Annotated in this window: 15 protein-coding genes, 1 pseudogene and 1 riboswitch; of the genes and pseudogenes, 4 read left to right on the forward strand and 12 right to left on the reverse strand. The window is 44.5% G+C overall.

What is annotated here, in order from left to right:
- Positions 1–48 precede the first annotated feature (48 nt).
- Positions 49–1,224, reverse strand: a complete 1,176-nt coding sequence (locus HW560_RS23840) for an MFS transporter (protein ID WP_179265898.1) — start codon at positions 1,222–1,224, stop codon at positions 49–51.
- A 204-nt stretch (positions 1,225–1,428) separates the two neighbouring features.
- Between HW560_RS23840 and HW560_RS23845 the strand changes: the two genes are divergently transcribed.
- Positions 1,429–1,977, forward strand: a complete 549-nt coding sequence (locus tag HW560_RS23845) for a TetR/AcrR family transcriptional regulator (RefSeq protein ID WP_090897593.1) — start codon at positions 1,429–1,431, stop codon at positions 1,975–1,977.
- A gap of 150 nt (positions 1,978–2,127) precedes the next feature.
- Here the strand turns inward: HW560_RS23845 and HW560_RS23850 are convergent, their stop codons facing one another.
- The 7 genes from HW560_RS23850 to HW560_RS23880 form a co-directional block, all read right to left on the reverse strand.
- A complete protein-coding gene (locus HW560_RS23850; protein WP_090897590.1) occupies positions 2,128–2,478 on the reverse strand; it encodes an MmcQ/YjbR family DNA-binding protein in 351 nt (116 codons plus the stop codon).
- Between the two features lie 131 nt (positions 2,479–2,609).
- Complete coding sequence (locus HW560_RS23855; RefSeq protein WP_257032055.1) at positions 2,610–3,332, reverse strand: class I SAM-dependent methyltransferase; 723 nt, start codon at positions 3,330–3,332, stop codon at positions 2,610–2,612.
- A gap of 257 nt (positions 3,333–3,589) precedes the next feature.
- Positions 3,590–3,874 (reverse strand): antibiotic biosynthesis monooxygenase, encoded by a 285-nt coding sequence (locus tag HW560_RS23860; RefSeq protein ID WP_179264929.1) that lies wholly within the window; start codon positions 3,872–3,874, stop codon positions 3,590–3,592.
- Between the two features lie 120 nt (positions 3,875–3,994).
- Entirely contained in the window at positions 3,995–5,359 is a 1,365-nt protein-coding gene (locus HW560_RS23865) for a DEAD/DEAH box helicase (RefSeq protein ID WP_090897581.1), read from the reverse strand.
- A 130-nt stretch (positions 5,360–5,489) separates the two neighbouring features.
- Complete coding sequence (locus HW560_RS23870; RefSeq protein WP_179264930.1) at positions 5,490–5,804, reverse strand: DMT family transporter; 315 nt, start codon at positions 5,802–5,804, stop codon at positions 5,490–5,492.
- On the reverse strand, positions 5,801–6,142 hold the full coding sequence (locus HW560_RS23875) for a DMT family transporter (protein ID WP_090897576.1): 342 nt from the start codon (positions 6,140–6,142) through the stop codon (positions 5,801–5,803). Before HW560_RS23875 ends, HW560_RS23870 begins: the two co-directional genes overlap by 4 nt.
- A 97-nt stretch (positions 6,143–6,239) precedes the next feature.
- Positions 6,240–6,340: riboswitch (guanidine-I (ykkC/yxkD leader) on the reverse strand.
- Between the two features lie 212 nt (positions 6,341–6,552).
- Positions 6,553–7,539 carry an aldo/keto reductase gene (locus HW560_RS23880; protein ID WP_179265899.1) on the reverse strand — a complete coding sequence of 329 codons (987 nt, stop codon included), beginning with the start codon at positions 7,537–7,539 and terminating at the stop codon, positions 6,553–6,555.
- 235 nt (positions 7,540–7,774) lie between these two features.
- Between HW560_RS23880 and HW560_RS23885 the strand changes: the two genes are divergently transcribed.
- Positions 7,775–8,692, forward strand: coding sequence for an AraC family transcriptional regulator (locus HW560_RS23885; protein WP_179264931.1), 918 nt, complete (start codon positions 7,775–7,777; stop codon positions 8,690–8,692).
- Between the two features lie 183 nt (positions 8,693–8,875).
- The gene (locus HW560_RS23890) at positions 8,876–9,334 is read left to right on the forward strand and encodes an OsmC family protein (protein WP_163754719.1); all 459 of its coding nucleotides are present in this window, start codon (positions 8,876–8,878) and stop codon (positions 9,332–9,334) included.
- Positions 9,335–9,489: 155 nt separating this feature from the next.
- On the opposite strand, the gene HW560_RS23895 is transcribed toward HW560_RS23890, so the two are convergent.
- The 3 genes and pseudogenes from HW560_RS23895 to HW560_RS23900 all read right to left on the reverse strand — a co-directional run bounded on the left by HW560_RS23895 (position 9,490) and on the right by HW560_RS23900 (position 11,396).
- Entirely contained in the window at positions 9,490–9,714 is a 225-nt protein-coding gene (locus tag HW560_RS23895; RefSeq protein ID WP_143067052.1) for an S-layer homology domain-containing protein, read from the reverse strand.
- A gap of 6 nt (positions 9,715–9,720) precedes the next feature.
- Positions 9,721–9,822: pseudogene (locus HW560_RS34070) on the reverse strand (S-layer homology domain-containing protein); the annotation flags it as partial.
- 62 nt (positions 9,823–9,884) lie between these two features.
- On the reverse strand, positions 9,885–11,396 hold the full coding sequence (locus tag HW560_RS23900; RefSeq protein WP_090897557.1) for a glycoside hydrolase family 30 protein: 1,512 nt from the start codon (positions 11,394–11,396) through the stop codon (positions 9,885–9,887).
- A gap of 344 nt (positions 11,397–11,740) precedes the next feature.
- Between HW560_RS23900 and shc the strand changes: the two genes are divergently transcribed.
- Positions 11,741–13,636, forward strand: a complete 1,896-nt coding sequence (shc, locus tag HW560_RS23905; protein ID WP_179264932.1) for a squalene--hopene cyclase — start codon at positions 11,741–11,743, stop codon at positions 13,634–13,636.
- A 123-nt stretch (positions 13,637–13,759) separates the two neighbouring features.
- Here the strand turns inward: shc and HW560_RS23910 are convergent, their stop codons facing one another.
- Entirely contained in the window at positions 13,760–17,140 is a 3,381-nt protein-coding gene (locus HW560_RS23910) for a discoidin domain-containing protein (protein ID WP_179264933.1), read from the reverse strand.
- Positions 17,141–17,476: the final 336 nt, after the last annotated feature.

A 17,476-nucleotide genomic window follows, 5' to 3' on the forward strand; every position in this document is an offset into this window, starting at 1 on the left:
CACTGCACAAATTATACTACAATTCTGATTTAACACACTACCATTCAACTACAATGAAACAGAGTCACTCGTTTTGGTAGGCAGTGTCTGTTTGATCTTCAACAACCGTCTTACATAGATTATGAAAAGCAGAAAAGAAACCTGGACTGACAAAGCACTGACCATAAACAATATGTGATAGCTCATGTATTGGGATACCAGTCCCAAGGCCATGGCACCCAGCCCGATACCGAGATCAGTCGCCGTCGAAAAGAAGGCATTGGCCGCCCCTTTCCGATCCTCGGGAGCGAGGCGAAGCGTTATGGCCTGAAGAGCTGGCTGAGCGGAACCAAAGCCGATCCCGTACAGAACTGCTGAAGCGAGCACGCCAAGTAAACTGGTTGCAAAGCTAAGCACAATCAAAGCAATGATCGTAATGATCAGCGCCGGGACAATGACTGCTGTGTCTCCTTTCTTATCGGACAGCTTTCCGGCAATGGGCCGGGATAGCGCAAGTGTCGCGGCATAAACCAGAAAGAATGTGCCAGAATTGACTTTGATCTGCTCCGCAAACAAGGGTACAAATGTAGTAATTCCCCCATATGCAATGAAAAGAAAAAAGATTGGCGCCATCACAGGCAAAACTGATTTTTCGAAGATTTGGATTTTCTTTCTGTCCGTATGTGGTTGAAATGGCATTTTGGCTCCCAGCGTCAAAAGCAGGGCTACGACGGACAAACCAACAGCAAAGAGAAACATCGTCTGATATGATGTGCCTTGCATAATCCCCAGACCGATCATAGGGCCAACCGCCATGGCTAGCGTCATTGAGGTGCTAAACCACCCCATACCTTCCCCGCGCCGAGCGGATGGAATCAGGTCAGTCACAGCTGTCATCATGGAAGTTGTGGATACAGCCCAGCTCATTCCATGTATGATACGAAGTCCGATCAGCATGATGATTCCACCAACCCAGTTGTACATGTACATCACCAATATAAATAGAAGCAGCCCCCCAATCATAAACGGACGTCTGCCGAATCGATCCAGTAGTCCACCCACAAAAGGACGAAAGATAACGGAGGACAGCATTAAAGCTCCCATGGCCAAGCCCACCTGTTTTTCATTGCCACCCATCTCTTTAATGAAGAGCGGCAGTGTAGGATACAGCATATAAAATGCAGTAAATAAAAAAAGCAAACCCAGCGTCATTAGAATAAATGACTTTGTCCATAAACGTTGCATCATTCATCCCCCCAACTGTTGTTATGATATCTATGATGCGATCTGATCTTGTACAAAAACAAATATTGATATATTAATGAACATCTGTTAATAATTATAAACAGAATGAGTAAGGTTACCATTGTTAATTGGACTCGTTTCGTTAATTAGTGAACATTAAACATAAATTTGTTTATTATCTTTAGAAAGTTTGGTGAGAATCACATGACCAAAGTGGATCGAAGAATTCGAAAATCACAAGAAGCCATCAAAGCAGCAGTGATTGAATTGATGTCAGAAAAAAATTTCGATGATATCACTCTACAGGATATTTCCGATAGGGCAGACGTTAGCAGAGGCACCATTTATCTGCATTACGTAGATAAGTATGATCTGTTGGACAAGCTCATTGACGGGCATATCAAAGAATTAAGTGAAATTTGCCATTCGGTTGCCGACTTGGAATGGAAAGAATCCATCATTCCCTGGTTTACCTATTTGGAACAGAACTACTTGTTCTTCTCGACGATGATGGCCAGTAAGGGAGCGGTACAATTCCGCAACCGCTTGGTTGAGTTTCTTAATGAGGATTTTAAGGAGGAAGTACACTTATCTCAGGCCAGAAAATCCGGATTAAGTGAGGATATCATCCTCCAATATGTGGTCATGTCTTATGTAGGGGTCGTTGAGTGGTGGATCAAGAACGAAATGCCCCATCCACCCGAGGTCATGTCTGAGCAATTAGGAGAATTAATCAAAATGAATTTGGGGTAACGTGCAATGTGCACGTAACTAAAATAGCGGTAGTCTCAGGATATGAAGTTAACATCCTGGGACTACCGCTATTACTTTTTGAAAAAAGCTGATTTTTCTGCTAGTGGCGCCGAACACCTGCTGCCTGAATTGTTATTGCATGTGGACTAATTACGATATGGATTCCAAAAGACTCTTGGACAGCGTTTTGACAACCAAGTCGTATGAATGGTCAATCATGACAAAGATATCCTGCTCCGACAAGGAACCATCTAGAACAATGGTATTCCAATGCTTTTTGTTCATATGATACCCCGGTTGAACGGCTTCATGCTGCTCTCTCAGGTTTTCCGCAATGATCGGATCACATTTTAAGTTCAAGCGAGCGTTATCCGCCTTGTCCTCAAACATAAGTGCAAACATTTTCCCTGCAATTTTGATAACAACCGGATCGGCTCCGAAGGGATAATCCTTCGTTGCACCTTTTTTCTTCAAACAGTACTCTATAATCTTATTCTTCAATTCAGTATCTCTCCTTTGCGCAGAAGACAACAACTTTTCCTACCCAATCTAATGATACCGAATGTACGTTTGCATGTAAATATCAAGCATTCCATTTCAACTATTCTTCCAGTAATAGAGAAATTATCTTCTCAGACAGGTTCTTTAATCGCTACGATACGTAATCGGGTAGTGTCGAGAAACCATTGACCTTCTCGCTCAAAGTGGGGCTTAACCTCAGTCAAGATAGCTTGATAAATTGATTCCATGTCTGCGGAGGAAACATCTTTAAAGAAATAATCAGTGAAACTATCTAACCAATTCCGAAGTCCTTCTTCTTCTTTGAGCGGAGCAGGCTTGTCAAAATACTGAGCGAATGTGACACGAAAGCCGTTCTGCTCCAGCAGGGTGGCGTATTCACCAAGAGTAGGATGATACCAGGGATTCCGTCCTGCCCATGTATAGCCATGCTCTTCCAAAACCTGTTTCATCGCAGTGGTCAAGATGGAGACATTGCCACTTCCGGCAAATTCAGCTACGAATCGTCCACCTTCGCGCAGGGCCAACCAGATGGATCGGGTTGTAGCTGCAGGATTATTGATCCAATGTATAGCTGCATGTGAGAATACAGCGTCAAAGGGTATATTGGTCCGATATTGAGAAGCGTCTTTCACCTGAACATTCAGGTCAGGATACTTCTGTTGGGCAAGTGACACCATTCTCTCCGATAGATCGATACCTGTCGGTATCGCTCCGGCAGCTGCGATCTTGGCTGTCAAATCTCCGTTGCCACTGCCGATATCCAGAATACGTTCCCCGGTTTGGGGCTGCAATAAGGACAAGATATCCACTCCCAGATTAGATAAGAAATCCATTGAATGAATTTGGGGTACTGAAGTATGACTTTTTTTGAATTTTTCATCACTCATGAGTTCAACCTCCTTTATAGACCTTAGATATCTATAATAGCTTTAATAATTAAAACCTGTCAACTTGCGTTCTTAAGACTGCATTATAGTATTTATTAAAAAACCTATACATAGAAATGATGCGACAAAACTTCAATGGACATACAAACAAAAAAAACCAATCCCATGAGAGAAATCATAAGATCGGTTTTTCATCATTCGAATTAAGCATTCGATACTCTAGCTGTCTTCACTTTCTGTACTTCGTACATATTTACCGTAGTGCTAATCAGATACTCGGGTTTCTCCTGTCCTCTTTTCTCCTTATGACCTTTAATATGAACATCACTCTTCTCCCAATTCTTCCATGCTTCTTCTGATTCCCAACGAATTAGCACCATTACTTCTTCGTGTTCTTTACTCTTTTTATTAACCATTACACTGAAATCAATCAGTCCCGGCATTTCCTCTACAGGGCTAGGGGCACTACAACATTGGCCTTGGGACATTTTTTTAAGTTCCACTCTATTATTCTGTTATTATTGAGAATCATTATCAATATCATATCGATTTTGTGTTCATAAAAAAAACCTCCTCCACGAAGTGGAGAAGGCATTTTGCTCGTTTTTTTAGAGAGCTTTATTCACTTTGCTGCTCTTTGGTTTACTGTGACTTGTACTATTGTGGTTTGGTTTACCGCTATTTGGCTTACTGTGATTAGCTTTACCGCTCTTCTTAAACCACTCGGATTTAGGTTTGCGAGCCGGATTCGCTTTTGACTTCGCTGGTTTATCAGCTGCAGATTTATGGGTCGCAGACTTTGATGTTTGATTCGATTTTACAAAAGTAGGCACACTTGTCATCGGATAAGGATGATTTTTCACTTCAGGAATGGTCTTCTTGATTACTTTCTCGATATCCTTCAGGAACGGAAGCTCTTCCTTTTCACAAAAGGAAATGGCCATTCCGCTATGCCCTGCTCTGCCCGTACGGCCAATTCGGTGAACATACGTTTCTGGAATATTAGGAAGGTTGAAGTTGATTACATGTGACAGCTCTTCAACATCAATGCCCCTTGCGGCTATATCCGTCGCCACCAGCACTCGTGTAACTCCGCTTTTGAAATTATTTAGAGCTCTTTGACGCTCATTTTGAGATTTGTTGCCATGAATGGCCTGCGCCGTAATATTCACTTTGGACAAATCGCGAGTTACACGGTCAGCTCCACGCTTTGTACGGGTAAACACCAGTGCCGAAACAATAGATTTATCCTGCAAAATATGATTCAACAGACTCTGTTTTTTGCCATTTTCCAATAAATACACAGACTGTTCAATTCGATCCACTGTGGAGGATACGGGCGTAATTTCTACTTTTACCGGATCAACAAGCAGCGTTTTTACCATTTTTGTAATTTCCGGAGGCATTGTAGCTGAGAAGAACAACGTCTGTTTCTTGCTCGGCATCTTGGCGATAATCCGTTTAACATCATGAATGAAGCCCATATCCAGCATACGGTCTGCTTCATCAAGAACCAGTATTTGCACATGTTTCAGATCAATGCGCTTTTGATTGACCAAGTCAATCAGTCTACCAGGCGTTGCAATAATAATATCTGCACCTTGATTAAGGGCACGCTCCTGGACTTTTTGTGAAACGCCTCCCACGATTGCTGCACAACGAATATCGGTGTAACGGCTATATGCCTTAATATTATCTGAAATCTGAATCGCAAGTTCTCTTGTTGGTGTTAAAATCAATGAGCGAATATGACGTGCGGCTTTGGGGCCATTCGACTTTTCGCTTAATAACTGAATGATAGGCACAGAAAATGCTGCCGTCTTGCCTGTACCTGTTTGCGCACAGCCAAGCAAATCTCTGCCTTCCAATACGGCTGGAATCGCCTGTTCCTGTATAGGTGTCGGGGCAGTATAGTTTGCTTTGTTCAAGCCTTCCAAAATTGCGGGTATAATATTCAAGTCTTTAAATGTCATTAGGTCTCCTTAATTTACGCAACAAATATTCATTTGACGTATATCTCATTTCAAAACGTAACACATAAGGATAACATTAAAAAGCACTTCTGTATATTATATTTTCAAAATCAAGTCCCGAACCAATCCATTAACTTATCAGTTTCAACCCTACTGCTGATCCAAGCACCATGGCAATAAACAGAATTCTTAACGCATTTCGAGGTTCTCCATAAAATATCATGCCGAGAATAGCTCCCCCGGAAGCGCCGATTCCCGTCCATACGGCGTATGCCGTCCCCATCGGAAGAGTCTTCATCGCAATCGATAGGAACAGAAAGCTTAGTCCAAAACCTGCAACCAACAGTATAATTGACATCAGGTTACGATCTTTGTGCAATTTATTAATCATCATAACCCCAATCATTTCAAAGACACCTGCCAAAATAAGATATACCCAGTTCATGATTCATATACCTCCTTTGTTTTTCCTTTGCTTAGAATTTTAAGACCGATTACACCCAATAAAAGAACCCCAATGAGCAGCATTTTCCCAGATTGAATCGCCGCATCGAACAATATAATTTCTGCCAGTACAGTTCCTGCTGTACCCAATCCAACGAATACTGCATATACCGTCCCTACATCAAGTGAGCGGGAAGCCGCAATCATCAAGGTGAAACTGACAATAATGGCAATCAGTGTAGCCCCCCACTCCAAAAAATCACTGGCATGTTTCAATCCAATGACCCAACCGACTTCAAATAAAGCTGCAATAACGACGGACAACCAGGTTTTGTTCATTTCTATCCACTCCTTATCAAATTTTGCTACGTGTATTATTCGTTACATGAAGCCAAAATAAAAAAAGCCCGGGAAACAAACTGCATTAAAGCAGTTCATCTCCCAGGCTTTTGTCCCTCCGTGACACAACCAATAGGCTGTGAGTTTTCTCTCGGACCAGACCGACATAACTGTCGCGGAACCCTAGAAAACATTTGAATATTTTGATGTGACTCCAATTATACACAATTCTTTTTGATTGGCAACATCTGAAGTTAATTTTATCCAATAACTGAGATACAATTCTTTGAAAATCGGATTTTCTTCCCATTTGATCTGGGACTCCAATCTCTCGATTACAATTTTCTTCACTTGGTTCGATAAGCGTTTACTCAACCTTTCCACCCATCTTTCTGGCATACTAAAATGGATCAAAGACCCGTTCTTCTCTCCAATTCTTCCGTATATCTTGAACCCAACAGAGTGATTTTTGAAGCTGCGTCATTAATGCTCTGTACATCTTCATTTGTAAGTTCAACGTACGCCGCATCCATATTTTCTTTGAGACGACTTGACTTGCGCGTTCCCGGGATCGGTACAATCCACGGTTTCTGGGCTAGCAGCCAAGCAAGTGCGATCTGTGCAGGGGTGGCTTGGATCTTATCCGCCTTCTCTTTTAACAGATCAACCAGCACATGATTGGCCTCGAGGGCCTCTGGAGTGAAGCGTGGCAGAATATTACGCAAATCCCCCTGATCAAACGTTGTTTTCGCATTAAAACTTCCCGTGAGATATCCTTTACCCAAAGGACTAAAAGGGACAAAACCAATACCGAGCTCCTCAAGCGCTGGAATCAGTTCTTCTTCCGGACGTCTCCACCATAAGGAATATTCGCTCTGAACAGCAGCGACCGGCTGAACGGCATGCGCACGTCGAATCGTGTTCACGCCAGCTTCCGATAACCCCCAATGCTTCACTTTACCTTCTCGAATCAGATCCTGCACGGCTCCGGCAACCTCTTCAATCGGCACATCCGGATCAACACGGTGCTGGTAAAACAAATCAATTGCCTCGATCTTAAGTCGTTTGAGAGACTCTTCGGCAACTTTCCTGATCTGCTCAGGACGGCTATTCATTCCGCTCTGTTTGCCACCTTGAATGTCAAATCCGAACTTCGTCGCTATGACAACCTGATCGCGTACAGGAGAAAGTGCTTCGCCGACGAGTTCTTCATTGATATATGGACCATAAACTTCAGCGGTATCAAAGAAAGTTACGCCGCGTTCAACAGCTTCACGTATGACCGCGATCATCTCCGTTTTGTCCGAAGCTGGACCATACCCGTAGCTCATTCCCATACAACCAAGCCCAATTGCCGAAACTACCAAGCCGCTATTTCCAAGTGTCCGTTTTTGCATCATATAACTTCCTTTCCTGATCTAATTTGTAAGCCTAACTTACCTTGAGTTTATTTTTCCTTTTGGGATCAAACTGGATTATTCAGCCTGCCAACTTACTATTATTATGCCGAACTGAAGGAGCGAAGCGGTATATCATTTGTCTTAATTGATTGCCTGATCCTCTCAGGCCTACTTTTGTCTAAAGTCGTTAAGTCTTATAATGAAGCAAGAACAACTCGCAAGGAGGATATGTATGTCCGATAACGCAGTTCAGCAGAAACAGGAACTCACCGAACTAATCAAACGTCACTCCATTCATAACAGTTCTAAGGAAACTGCAATCCCTTCCCTGTATGTCTATCAGCATTCCAGCATAAGCGAGCCTGCTTACCGGGTTTACAAGCCTTCCTTTTGTGTGATCGTTCAAGGCTTGAAAGAAATCTTGCTTGCACAGGAAAGATTCAAATACGGACCATCCAATTATCTCATTGCTTCCATGAACCTGCCGGTGATTGGTCAGATTATTAAAGCATCCACTGATAGGCCTTACCTGGCTCTGAAGCTTGAGTTTACAAAGAACCAGATTCTTGAAGTACTGAATGATTGTAATATTAAGGTCACGTCTAAAGAAAACGCCAGACGTGCCCTATTTGTTGGACAGATGGAGCCCTCCATTCAGGATGCTGTACTTCGATTGGTTCGGCTGCTGGATACACCGGAAGAAATCCCGTTCCTTGCCCCACTGTATACGCGAGAGATTCTGTACCGGCTTTTGCAGGGACCTTATGGAGCTGAACTGGCCCAGATTGCCGTGGAAGGCAGCAGCAGCTATCGAATTCGAGAAGCCATTGAGCATATTGTTCGGCATTGGGAGCAGCCTTTTCGGATCGAAGATCTTGCGGAGACAGCTAATATGAGTGTGTCCTCGTTCCATCGACATTTCAAAGAAATTACCGCCATGAGCCCACTTCAGTTTCAGAAGCAGCTAAGACTTCAGGAAGCACGTCGACTCCTCATGGCTGAGTCAGCTGATGCTGCGGATGTAGCGTTCCGGGTTGGTTACGAGAGTGCGTCGCAATTCAGCCGAGAGTACTCCCGCATGTTCGGCGCGCCGCCGAGAGCAGATATCCAACGTTTGAAGGAAAAATATGATCATATTATGAGTGAATAAGTACACCGGCTGAAAAGTTGAAATGTTAGAGAAATGGATAGCCATTAGGCTATCCATTTCTTAATTTAAAGAGTGAATATCTAATTCTATTCCCATCCTTATATTGACAGCTTGTGATTCATGGAACTATAATCCTTACTAAACCAAGTTACATACCATGTTTTATAAAGGAGAGGTATCCGGATGGCTAATGTTCAGACTTTCAAAGCTACTGCCCATCTACAGGATGGGGTTAAAGTGATCACTAAAGCAAGACAATTCGAACTGATCATCGATGAGCCAACAAATCTCGGGGGTACAGACACAGGAATGAATCCTGTAGAAGCTTTACTTGCCTCCCTTGGCGCATGTCAATCCATTGTGGCCCGGGTCTATGCTTCCAAATTCGATGTAGTCCTTGATGATTTCAGAGTTGAAGTTGAAGGTGATCTGGATCTTGACGGATTTTTTAACCGATCTGATGTACGTCCCGGTTATTCTGATATTCGATACACCTTCTATATTAAAACCAGCTCATCTGAAGAAAAAGTTGAATCATTTGTACAATTTCTAGAAAGTAAATGTCCTGTGGGTGATACGATTTCCAATCCGGTAAATACCAAACTCAATCGTGTCATTATCGAAAATGGGATATCGTTGTAAAAAACGAATGAACCAGATACAAAGAGAAATAAGCAATATAAAAACATACACACAATACAGAAAGGCTGCTCTCCAACAAGTTAAACTTGCTGGAGAGCAGCCTTTCTAAAATCTTGAATTTATTTTGTTAATTTATTTTTTAATTGTTTTGATCATTATTTTGTCAATTGAATAGTTCTTTCGATGAGTGTAGCGGCTTCTGCGCGAGTTGTATTCCCTTTTGGTTTCAATGTTCCGTCAGGATAACCGTTAACAAGCCCATTGGTAATGGCCGCAGCAAGTGCTGAACAAGCCCAGCTGGATATTTCAGCACCATCGGAGAAGCTGATAGTACTATCTGAATCCGCGATCTGCGCTGCACGAACGATCATTGTCGCCATTTGCTCGCGGGTCACCAGTTCATCTGGACCAAAGGTGTTATCAATATATCCATTCACAATGCCCAGACCTGACGCAGTGGAAATTGCGTCTTGCGCCCAATGCGTCGTAGTATCCTCAAATTCGCGGCCCCTAGCTTGCTAGATGCGGGAATCTGAATTCCTGCTATCCCTTAAGAAACATTGCCATACCATTTATACGTCATGGCGGACTTGCCTGGAATGGTGACAACGAAGCTTTGGCTGCCCCATTGGATCTTTACATTTTTCGACGAACTGGAAGAGTTATAGGCAACTACCACTTTGGAACCATCCGGATTGCGGAAAGCCACATTTTTGACTTCAGATCCGGTGTTGCTGTCAATGCGGTATGCATTGGGTACTACAAATTTACTAAAGTGACCCAGCAAATAATATTGTTTGTGATATGTCACATTATTTTCAGGAGCGTCATTACGGTTGTCCGAGTTGCGGATGGTAATCATGCCTTTGTTCGTGTTGTTCGGTGAAAGCAATGCCGGACCGTCTTTTTGATCCAGAGCAGCATTCCAGAGAATGATCGATTTGGACCAGTTTCTTGTAATATTAATGAACTCGTTCATCATATTATCGAAACCTGAAGAGGTACCATTCTGCGGATCATTCCAGTTGCCGAAACCACCCTCCGTGAACCAAATTTCCTTGTCCGGGTGACTGTTATGCATGGAGGTCATGGTCGATCCGTCCCCACTGTCATAATGGTGGAATGCGCTGCCGGATACGTAGCTGCCCTTGCCTGCGTTCTTCAGATTCGTAATGACCTGGTTCGGGAAGTTCCAGTCCAGAAAGTTGTGGTCGAATGCAATAATCTTGGTGTTAATTCCGGCATTGCGCAGTGTTGGTCCAAGATAATCGCCGATAAAGCCCGTCTGATCCTGTACATTCATCCCCATGGAAGGATAATGGGATGGCTCGTACAATGGCTCATTTTGCAACGTAACAGCATAGATGGGTACACCTTCAGCCTGGTAGGCTTCAATGTATTTTTTGAAATAATTCGCATATGTTCCGTAGTGTTCCGCTTTCAGTTTGCCGCCGTTCAGATTGTTGGAATATTTCATCCAGGCAGGTGCACTCCATGGGGAACCCATGACTTTGATATTGGGATTCTTAGCGAGTGCCGCTTTGACCATGGGCAAAATGTAAGCCTTATCCCGGTCGATCGTAAATTGATTGAGTGAAGTATCATTTGGCGTATCGGCATAAGTGTAGGCGGCCCAGGCAAAATCAGAACTTCCGATCGGCTGTCTCAATAAACTAAGCCCAATGCCTGTGTTACCAAACAACCTCTCCATCACTTCCGCGCGCTTATTGTTATCCAGCTTGTAGTTCATGAGCCATGCGGAAGCATCCGTTAATGAAACTCCAAATCCATCCATCTGCTGATACGTTTTGTTCTCATTTACCGTAATGGTAACATCGGCATTGCCTGAGTTGCTGCTGAAGTTTTTGGATGCAATCTTGGTAAGTCTCGCATCTGTTCTAAGTCCAACTGCTGGTTCGGAGTTGGGGTCTGAAGTTGAAATCCATACCTCCACCTGTTCACCCGCTGCATGCGCAGTCTTGGGCATATATGAACCATATGAACCCGCCGTTACCAGAAAAGTGGACAGCAACACTAAAGCACTCTTTTTCCATATCTTCATCAACATATCTCCTTTAATTTGTTATAATTTGAGCTGCCAAATATTGAATACTACAAAATGAAATCGATTTCATTTTCAAAAGCATAAAGTCCATTTTTCAGTTATTGCATGTTGTTGTACTACCACCTCCTTTTTGAAGGGTATCGGAGAAAGATATAGATCAAAATCTTGTAAGCGTTAACAAAGATATTTATACACTTTATTGGAAATAATTTCAACAGTAAAATTCATTTTTTTATTAAAATTATAGAGAACCCCTGAATAGACTGCTCCTTCTGCTCCTCATTTCCCTTGGTCTACCATCATATAATACAAAAATGACGTACTCTGGAGGTATCCCTGGAATGAGCCATGTACTGAGCACAATAGATAAGGAAATAAGTCGGATGACGACTTCCTTGCTACAACAGCAGCGACAAGACGGCTCCTGGCATTTTTGTTTTGAGAACGGTACGGTTATTGATGCTTATGTCATCATTCTCTTTCGGATATTGGAAGTCCCGAATGAAGCGCTGATCCGGGAATTGCATGATCGTATCCTTAACGAACAGCAACAGGATGGATGCTGGAGATTGTACGCCGATGAAGAGGATGGAAATTTATCCGCATCGGTTGAAGCCTACTACGCCCTGCTTTACTCCGGATACAGCCAGAGTACGGACGAGCCAATCCAGCGGGCCAAAAAATATATTCAGTCCAAAGGAGGTATTGGAAAAGTTACGAGCATTTTGACCAAAGCCATACTTGCCGCTACCGGACAAATGAAATGGCCTTTATCTATCTCTATGATCCCGCTGGAGATACTGATGTTCCCTATCTATTTTCCCATCAACTATTTTGAATTTTCCGGTTATTCCAGAGTTCACCTCACTCCCATGCTCATTATGGCAGACTTACGTTTCGCCCTTGCAGCCCCCCATGCCCCCGATCTGTCTGATCTGACCGACTTACGAAATGTTGCAGATGAGCCAACTGCTCGCGGATATCAGGAAATGCAGGACGACATTCTAAGCGGGAGAAGCCGACTGCTTGGTAACCCTCGCCACATCCACAACACTGCAAGAACGAAGGCGGAACAGTTCATGATAGAGCGGATTGAATCGGATGGCACATTATACAGCTACGCTAGCAGTACAATTCTCATGATCTTTGCCCTATTGGCCCTAAAATACGATAAGCAGCATCCCCTGATCACAAAAGCCATAACAGGACTCACGGCAATGCAGTGCCGTTCTTCTGGAGGCAAAACAACGATTCAAAACTCCCCATCTACCGTGTGGGATACGGCCTTAATCACCTACGCATTGCAGGAGGCTTGTCTTACCGATGACCATTACGCTATTCAACTCGCGGCCTCCTATTTGCTCTCCCGTCAGCAAGATAAAACAGCCGATTGGAGCATCCATAATCCGAATACAGTCCCTGGAGGATGGGGATTTTCGGAGTCGAATACAATCAACCCAGACGTAGATGATACAACAGCAGCTTTACGGGCTATCCGAAGCTTGTCCACTACTCTTCCAACGTTTCAGGAATCCTGGAATCGCGGACTGAATTGGGTTCTGTCCATGCAAAATAAAGATGGCGGCTGGCCGGCATTCGAAAAAAATACGAACAAGGAGATGCTCACCTGGCTCGCCATCGACGGTGCCAAATCTGCGGCCACAGACCCTTCAGAGGCTGACCTGACAGGACGTACTCTAGAGTATCTCGGAAACTTTGCCGGGCTTGACACCAGGCATGAATGGATCAATCGTGGAACTACATGGCTCATTCGAAACCAGGAGAAGGATGGCTCATGGTATGGAAGATGGGGCGTATGTTATATCTACGGTACCTGGGCAGCATTAACCGGTCTTATGGCCGTTGGGCTGCCTGCAAGCCATGATACAGTGCAAAAAGGAGCGCAGTGGCTCTTAAGCATCCAGAACTCCGACGGTGGCTGGGGAGAATCCTGTCAAAGTGACCGACTCCTTCACTATGTGCCATTAGGGGAAAGTACCCCTTCTCAGACCGCTTGGGCACTTGACGCACTAATTGCAGTCCAACCCAAACCTACACCTGAGATGAATCAAGGTATTCTAAGGCTTATTGCATCAATGTACGAGAACGATTGGAGAACCACTTATCCAACAGGAGCTGGTCTGCCCGGGAACTTTTATTCCCATTATCACAGCTATACATATATTTGGCCTCTTCTCACATTAAGTCACTACAGAAGTAAATATGGGGCATCTTGAAAACTTACTTTGCGCGGCTATTTTTTCAATATTTCAGATCCGGATCAATGTTCACCCATACTTCATCAAAGTAACCTAAAAAACAGGGAACTCTTAGAGCTCCCTGTTTCTGTTTGAAATAATTTATTGAATGATCAAATTAAAGCCATTTTGAATCTGATTCACATTAGGGTTGGCAATGTTGCTTGTTGTCAGATTATTGAATGTGGCAGAACCATTACCCGTATAGGTGTAAATTGCTGCACCTTTATGCGGAGTTGTGAACCTAGATGTCTCAATTCCGTCCAGACCAGTACCATTAATGTTGATGTTATTAAACACAATGTTCTGGAAACCGCCGCCGTATCCGAATTGAACGGCACTGCGCTGCGTGTTGAGTATATCAATATTGGTAAACGTTACGTTCTTGATGGAATCGTTGGAAGCTTCGAGATCAATAGCTCCGCGTTCACCATTGTACAGATCTTTACTTGTGCCGCTGTTAATGATCGTTGTATCGGAGAACAGAATACCTGTGTTATTTTGGAAATGGTATCCAGGGAAAACAGTGTTCATCCGGATCGCCGAACCGCCAACCGTGTCAACAATCAGGTTGTTGGTTGCCTTATGTCCGCTGCCACCAAAGAATGCAATGCCTGCTGCGCGCCAGTTATTCTCAATCGTGTTGAACGAGAATGTATTGTTCACACCGGCAGGCGCACCATTCACGTTGCTGGTCCATACGGCCAGACCATCATCACCATTGTTGCGGACGCTGCTGTTGCGTACAGTCGAATTGCTCGTGCCTTGGGCAAAGTTGACACCGTCGGCAAGGTTGTTCCGAATACGACTGTTCTCGATCACAAGGCCATCGGCAATGATTGCAGGAGTGTGGGCGTAATCCCCTACCCAGAAACCACATTCAAAGTGCTCGACCCATACGTTGCTGACCTTTGAATTTTTACCAAAATTGTCCATAAAGCCTTTGTAAACTGCATTCTCGTTATAGCGCGAACGCAGCATGGAATTCATATAAATATTGCTGAAATCCAGCTTGCCCTGCACACGGAAAGAAATCCCGCCTGAGGCTGCATTAGGGTTGGTAAATTGAATGTTCGTATGCCAGATGCCTGCACCTACAACGGTGAGGTTGTTAATCATATTTGTCGGCGTACCAATTTTCCACATATTGCCCAGATGGAACGTGCCCTCAGGGATATATAGAGTCTTGCCTGTGGATACCGCGGATTGGACTGCCGCTTCGAATGCGGCAAGGTCATCTTTTCCATCATTTGCAATCGCACCGAAATCGGTTACAGAGACGGAGTTAGCCGGGCGCGGGATTACCGCTTGAACGGGTTCGATTTCGAGGAAATCCACACCGTATTCCAGGTTATCTCCATTGTTTTTCTGAATACGAATGGTGTCTCCAGCTTTTAGAGGTGTATCCAGTTTCCAGTGCACTTCATCAAAACGGAACAACGGACGTCCTGCACTTTGCGTATCCCCCGGATGATCACTGGAGAAGTACTGCCAATTGTAGTAGGAGGTCAAAGGAACCGTTTTGGCCTTGGTCCCGTTAACATAGACGTCAAGTGCGCCGTTAAGACCCATGCCATCTGTGGAATCCGGCATCGTGAATCGCATGGTTACACCTGCGCCTCCCTCCCCTTGTCTAACCGTCCATTGTGCATAGGAACCGTTGGAAGGAAGAGCGATATAGCGCTGGCCAGAGGCTTCCGAAGCCGTCAGAGCCTGATCAAAGGTCGGTGCGGATTTCAATGCGGCACTGCCACCACGTGTAGCATCATCCGTATCATACCGGGTATAAGGCATGCTTGCACCACGGGCTGAATATACGTTCAAACTTGTTGTAGCGACGTTATTCGTTTGTTTGACCGGAGCTTCATTGTTGTCCACTGCTACGGTAGTTGTCACATTGTAGTTACCGGTTGCAGCATTCCAGGTACCTACATTGACATTGACCGAAGCTCCGGGTGCCAATGTACCGGTATAGGAACCACTATACGTCTGAAGCGTTGCTCCGGCAGCATTCTTGAGAACCACTGTAACTCCGTGTGTACCACCTGCGGAGGCCATGTTGCCTTGATTTTTCAAATTAACTGTAAATGTTACTGTACTGTTTGCTGTAGGGGTTCCTGGACTCCAAGAAACCGTGCCTACCAGATCAGAACTTGTAATCGGTGCAACCACCAAAGAAGAGGTGTGTGTGTAACTGTTGTTTCCTTCATTCTCTTCGATGATCTGGTTATTCTCATCTACCTTGGCACTGAGCGTATATGATGCAGCTGCTTTATTGCCAGCATTAAGCGAGACCGTAGTCGAAGCCCCTGCTTGCAAAGCAGCTACAGGTGAGGAACCCGCCAGTTCGTTGTTCAGATAGAAGTTGACGCTTGAAGCTGGAGAAGCGGCAGAACCAATGTTTTTGACGATAGCATTAAGGGTGACGGCATTGTTCTCCACTGGAGACGATGGAGACCAGGACATACCTGTAATCGTCAGATCAGGATTGGGTGCAGGTGTACCGAATACCTGAAATTCAGCAATTTGCCCGGCAGGAGCGCCCGAGTTCGCGGTAATGTTCAATTGCAGACGTTTAACCGTTGCTGTAACGGGAATGGTCACTGTGTTACCGGAAGCCGGATTGAATGTATATGATTGGGCGGAAACCAGATTGCTGAAGGTTGTTGTATCCTGGTTATGTCCAAGCACTTGAATAGTCTGTGTTCGGGTGCTCCAGACCGGATCCGGGTTCAGTTTAAGTACAATGGATGTAATCTGATGATTGGAGCCGAGATCCAACGTCAGTGAGCTTGGATTGCTGCCCCCTTCCCAGTACGAATTGATATTGTTATCGTTTGCATTCGCAGCTACGAAAGATAAGGTGCTGGACGATGCAGTTATCGACTTCCCGATGGCGATGTTGCTTCCCTCTGTAGGGATTGGGGGATCCACAGGATCGGGGCCAGGTAGCGTTGGTCCCTCACTGCCTGGACCGTAAATTTCAAATGTCGACAGTTGAGCTGCCGGCCACTCGGAATTGCCCGTTACGCTTAAGCGAACGTACCTTGTCTCAACAGCAGGAAAATCGATAGTAACCGAGTTCTCCCCCACCGATGGATTAAATACATAATCCGCAGAAGCTACGATATCTGTGAACGATGAACCGTTCGTGCTGCCTTGCACCGTTATCGTTTGGGTTCTCTTTTCCCACACTTTCGGAAGCTTCAAAACAATTTGGTCCATGGTGGTATTGGTGCCAAGGTCCACTTGAATCCATTGGGGGAACGCACTATTGGTACTTTCCCAATAGGTTGCTTGGTTATTGTCAATCACATTGGTCGGGATGTATGTTTGGTTGTACCCGCTCGCGGTCACCTGTTTGCCCTGTGCCAGGTCCGGCCTTTCGGCTGCTGATACAGGAGATGGAAATCCGACACTCAGGAATACGTTCGAGATCAGCATCGTTAATACGATTGACCACATCATGTACTTGTTGCGCAAATTCAATTCCTCCTCAGGTTATTAGCAAAATGGTTTTTCAATGAAAATGGACGGTTGATCTGCCTCATTCTTTCGCTGCGCCGATCATCACCCCCTTATCAAAGTACAAGACAAAAAAATAGCAAAGGCATACAACAAGGCTTGCGAAACCGAAATGCGTAACCGCCACTTAACTTGGGGAGTTTTTTGGAGAGCTGATCTATTTTACCGCTTTCTTTTGTCATTTCTGGAATAAATTTATTATAAACCGCTTTCATTTCTCCTTATCGGACTCCTAGAGACGGTATTCGGACTTCTGATGTTCCTTTTTGGATGTTTTCGAGCAGCCTTGAGGCT

The sequence above is a fragment of the Paenibacillus sp. E222 genome (assembly GCF_013401555.1).
GTDB lineage: Bacteria > Bacillota > Bacilli > Paenibacillales > Paenibacillaceae > Paenibacillus.

Excerpts from the sequence above, each read along its gene's own strand:
- HW560_RS23900 (WP_090897557.1), bottom strand. The coding sequence starts at position 11,396 with ATGAAGATATGGAAAAAGAGTGCTTTAGTGTTGCTGTCCACTTTTCTG.
- HW560_RS23890 (WP_163754719.1), top strand. The coding sequence starts at position 8,876 with ATGGCTAATGTTCAGACTTTCAAAGCTACTGCCCATCTACAGGATGGG.
- HW560_RS23860 (WP_179264929.1), bottom strand. The coding sequence starts at position 3,874 with ATGTCCCAAGGCCAATGTTGTAGTGCCCCTAGCCCTGTAGAGGAAATG.
- HW560_RS23840 (WP_179265898.1), bottom strand. The coding sequence starts at position 1,224 with ATGCAACGTTTATGGACAAAGTCATTTATTCTAATGACGCTGGGTTTG.
- HW560_RS23865 (WP_090897581.1), bottom strand. The coding sequence starts at position 5,359 with ATGACATTTAAAGACTTGAATATTATACCCGCAATTTTGGAAGGCTTG.
- HW560_RS23845 (WP_090897593.1), top strand. The coding sequence starts at position 1,429 with ATGACCAAAGTGGATCGAAGAATTCGAAAATCACAAGAAGCCATCAAA.
- HW560_RS23880 (WP_179265899.1), bottom strand. The coding sequence starts at position 7,539 with ATGCAAAAACGGACACTTGGAAATAGCGGCTTGGTAGTTTCGGCAATT.
- HW560_RS23870 (WP_179264930.1), bottom strand. The coding sequence starts at position 5,804 with ATGAACTGGGTATATCTTATTTTGGCAGGTGTCTTTGAAATGATTGGG.
- HW560_RS23875 (WP_090897576.1), bottom strand. The coding sequence starts at position 6,142 with ATGAACAAAACCTGGTTGTCCGTCGTTATTGCAGCTTTATTTGAAGTC.
- HW560_RS23895 (WP_143067052.1), bottom strand. The coding sequence starts at position 9,714 with ATGGCGACAATGATCGTTCGTGCAGCGCAGATCGCGGATTCAGATAGT.
- HW560_RS23855 (WP_257032055.1), bottom strand. The coding sequence starts at position 3,332 with ATGGATTTCTTATCTAATCTGGGAGTGGATATCTTGTCCTTATTGCAG.
- HW560_RS23885 (WP_179264931.1), top strand. The coding sequence starts at position 7,775 with ATGTCCGATAACGCAGTTCAGCAGAAACAGGAACTCACCGAACTAATC.
- shc (WP_179264932.1), top strand. The coding sequence starts at position 11,741 with ATGAGCCATGTACTGAGCACAATAGATAAGGAAATAAGTCGGATGACG.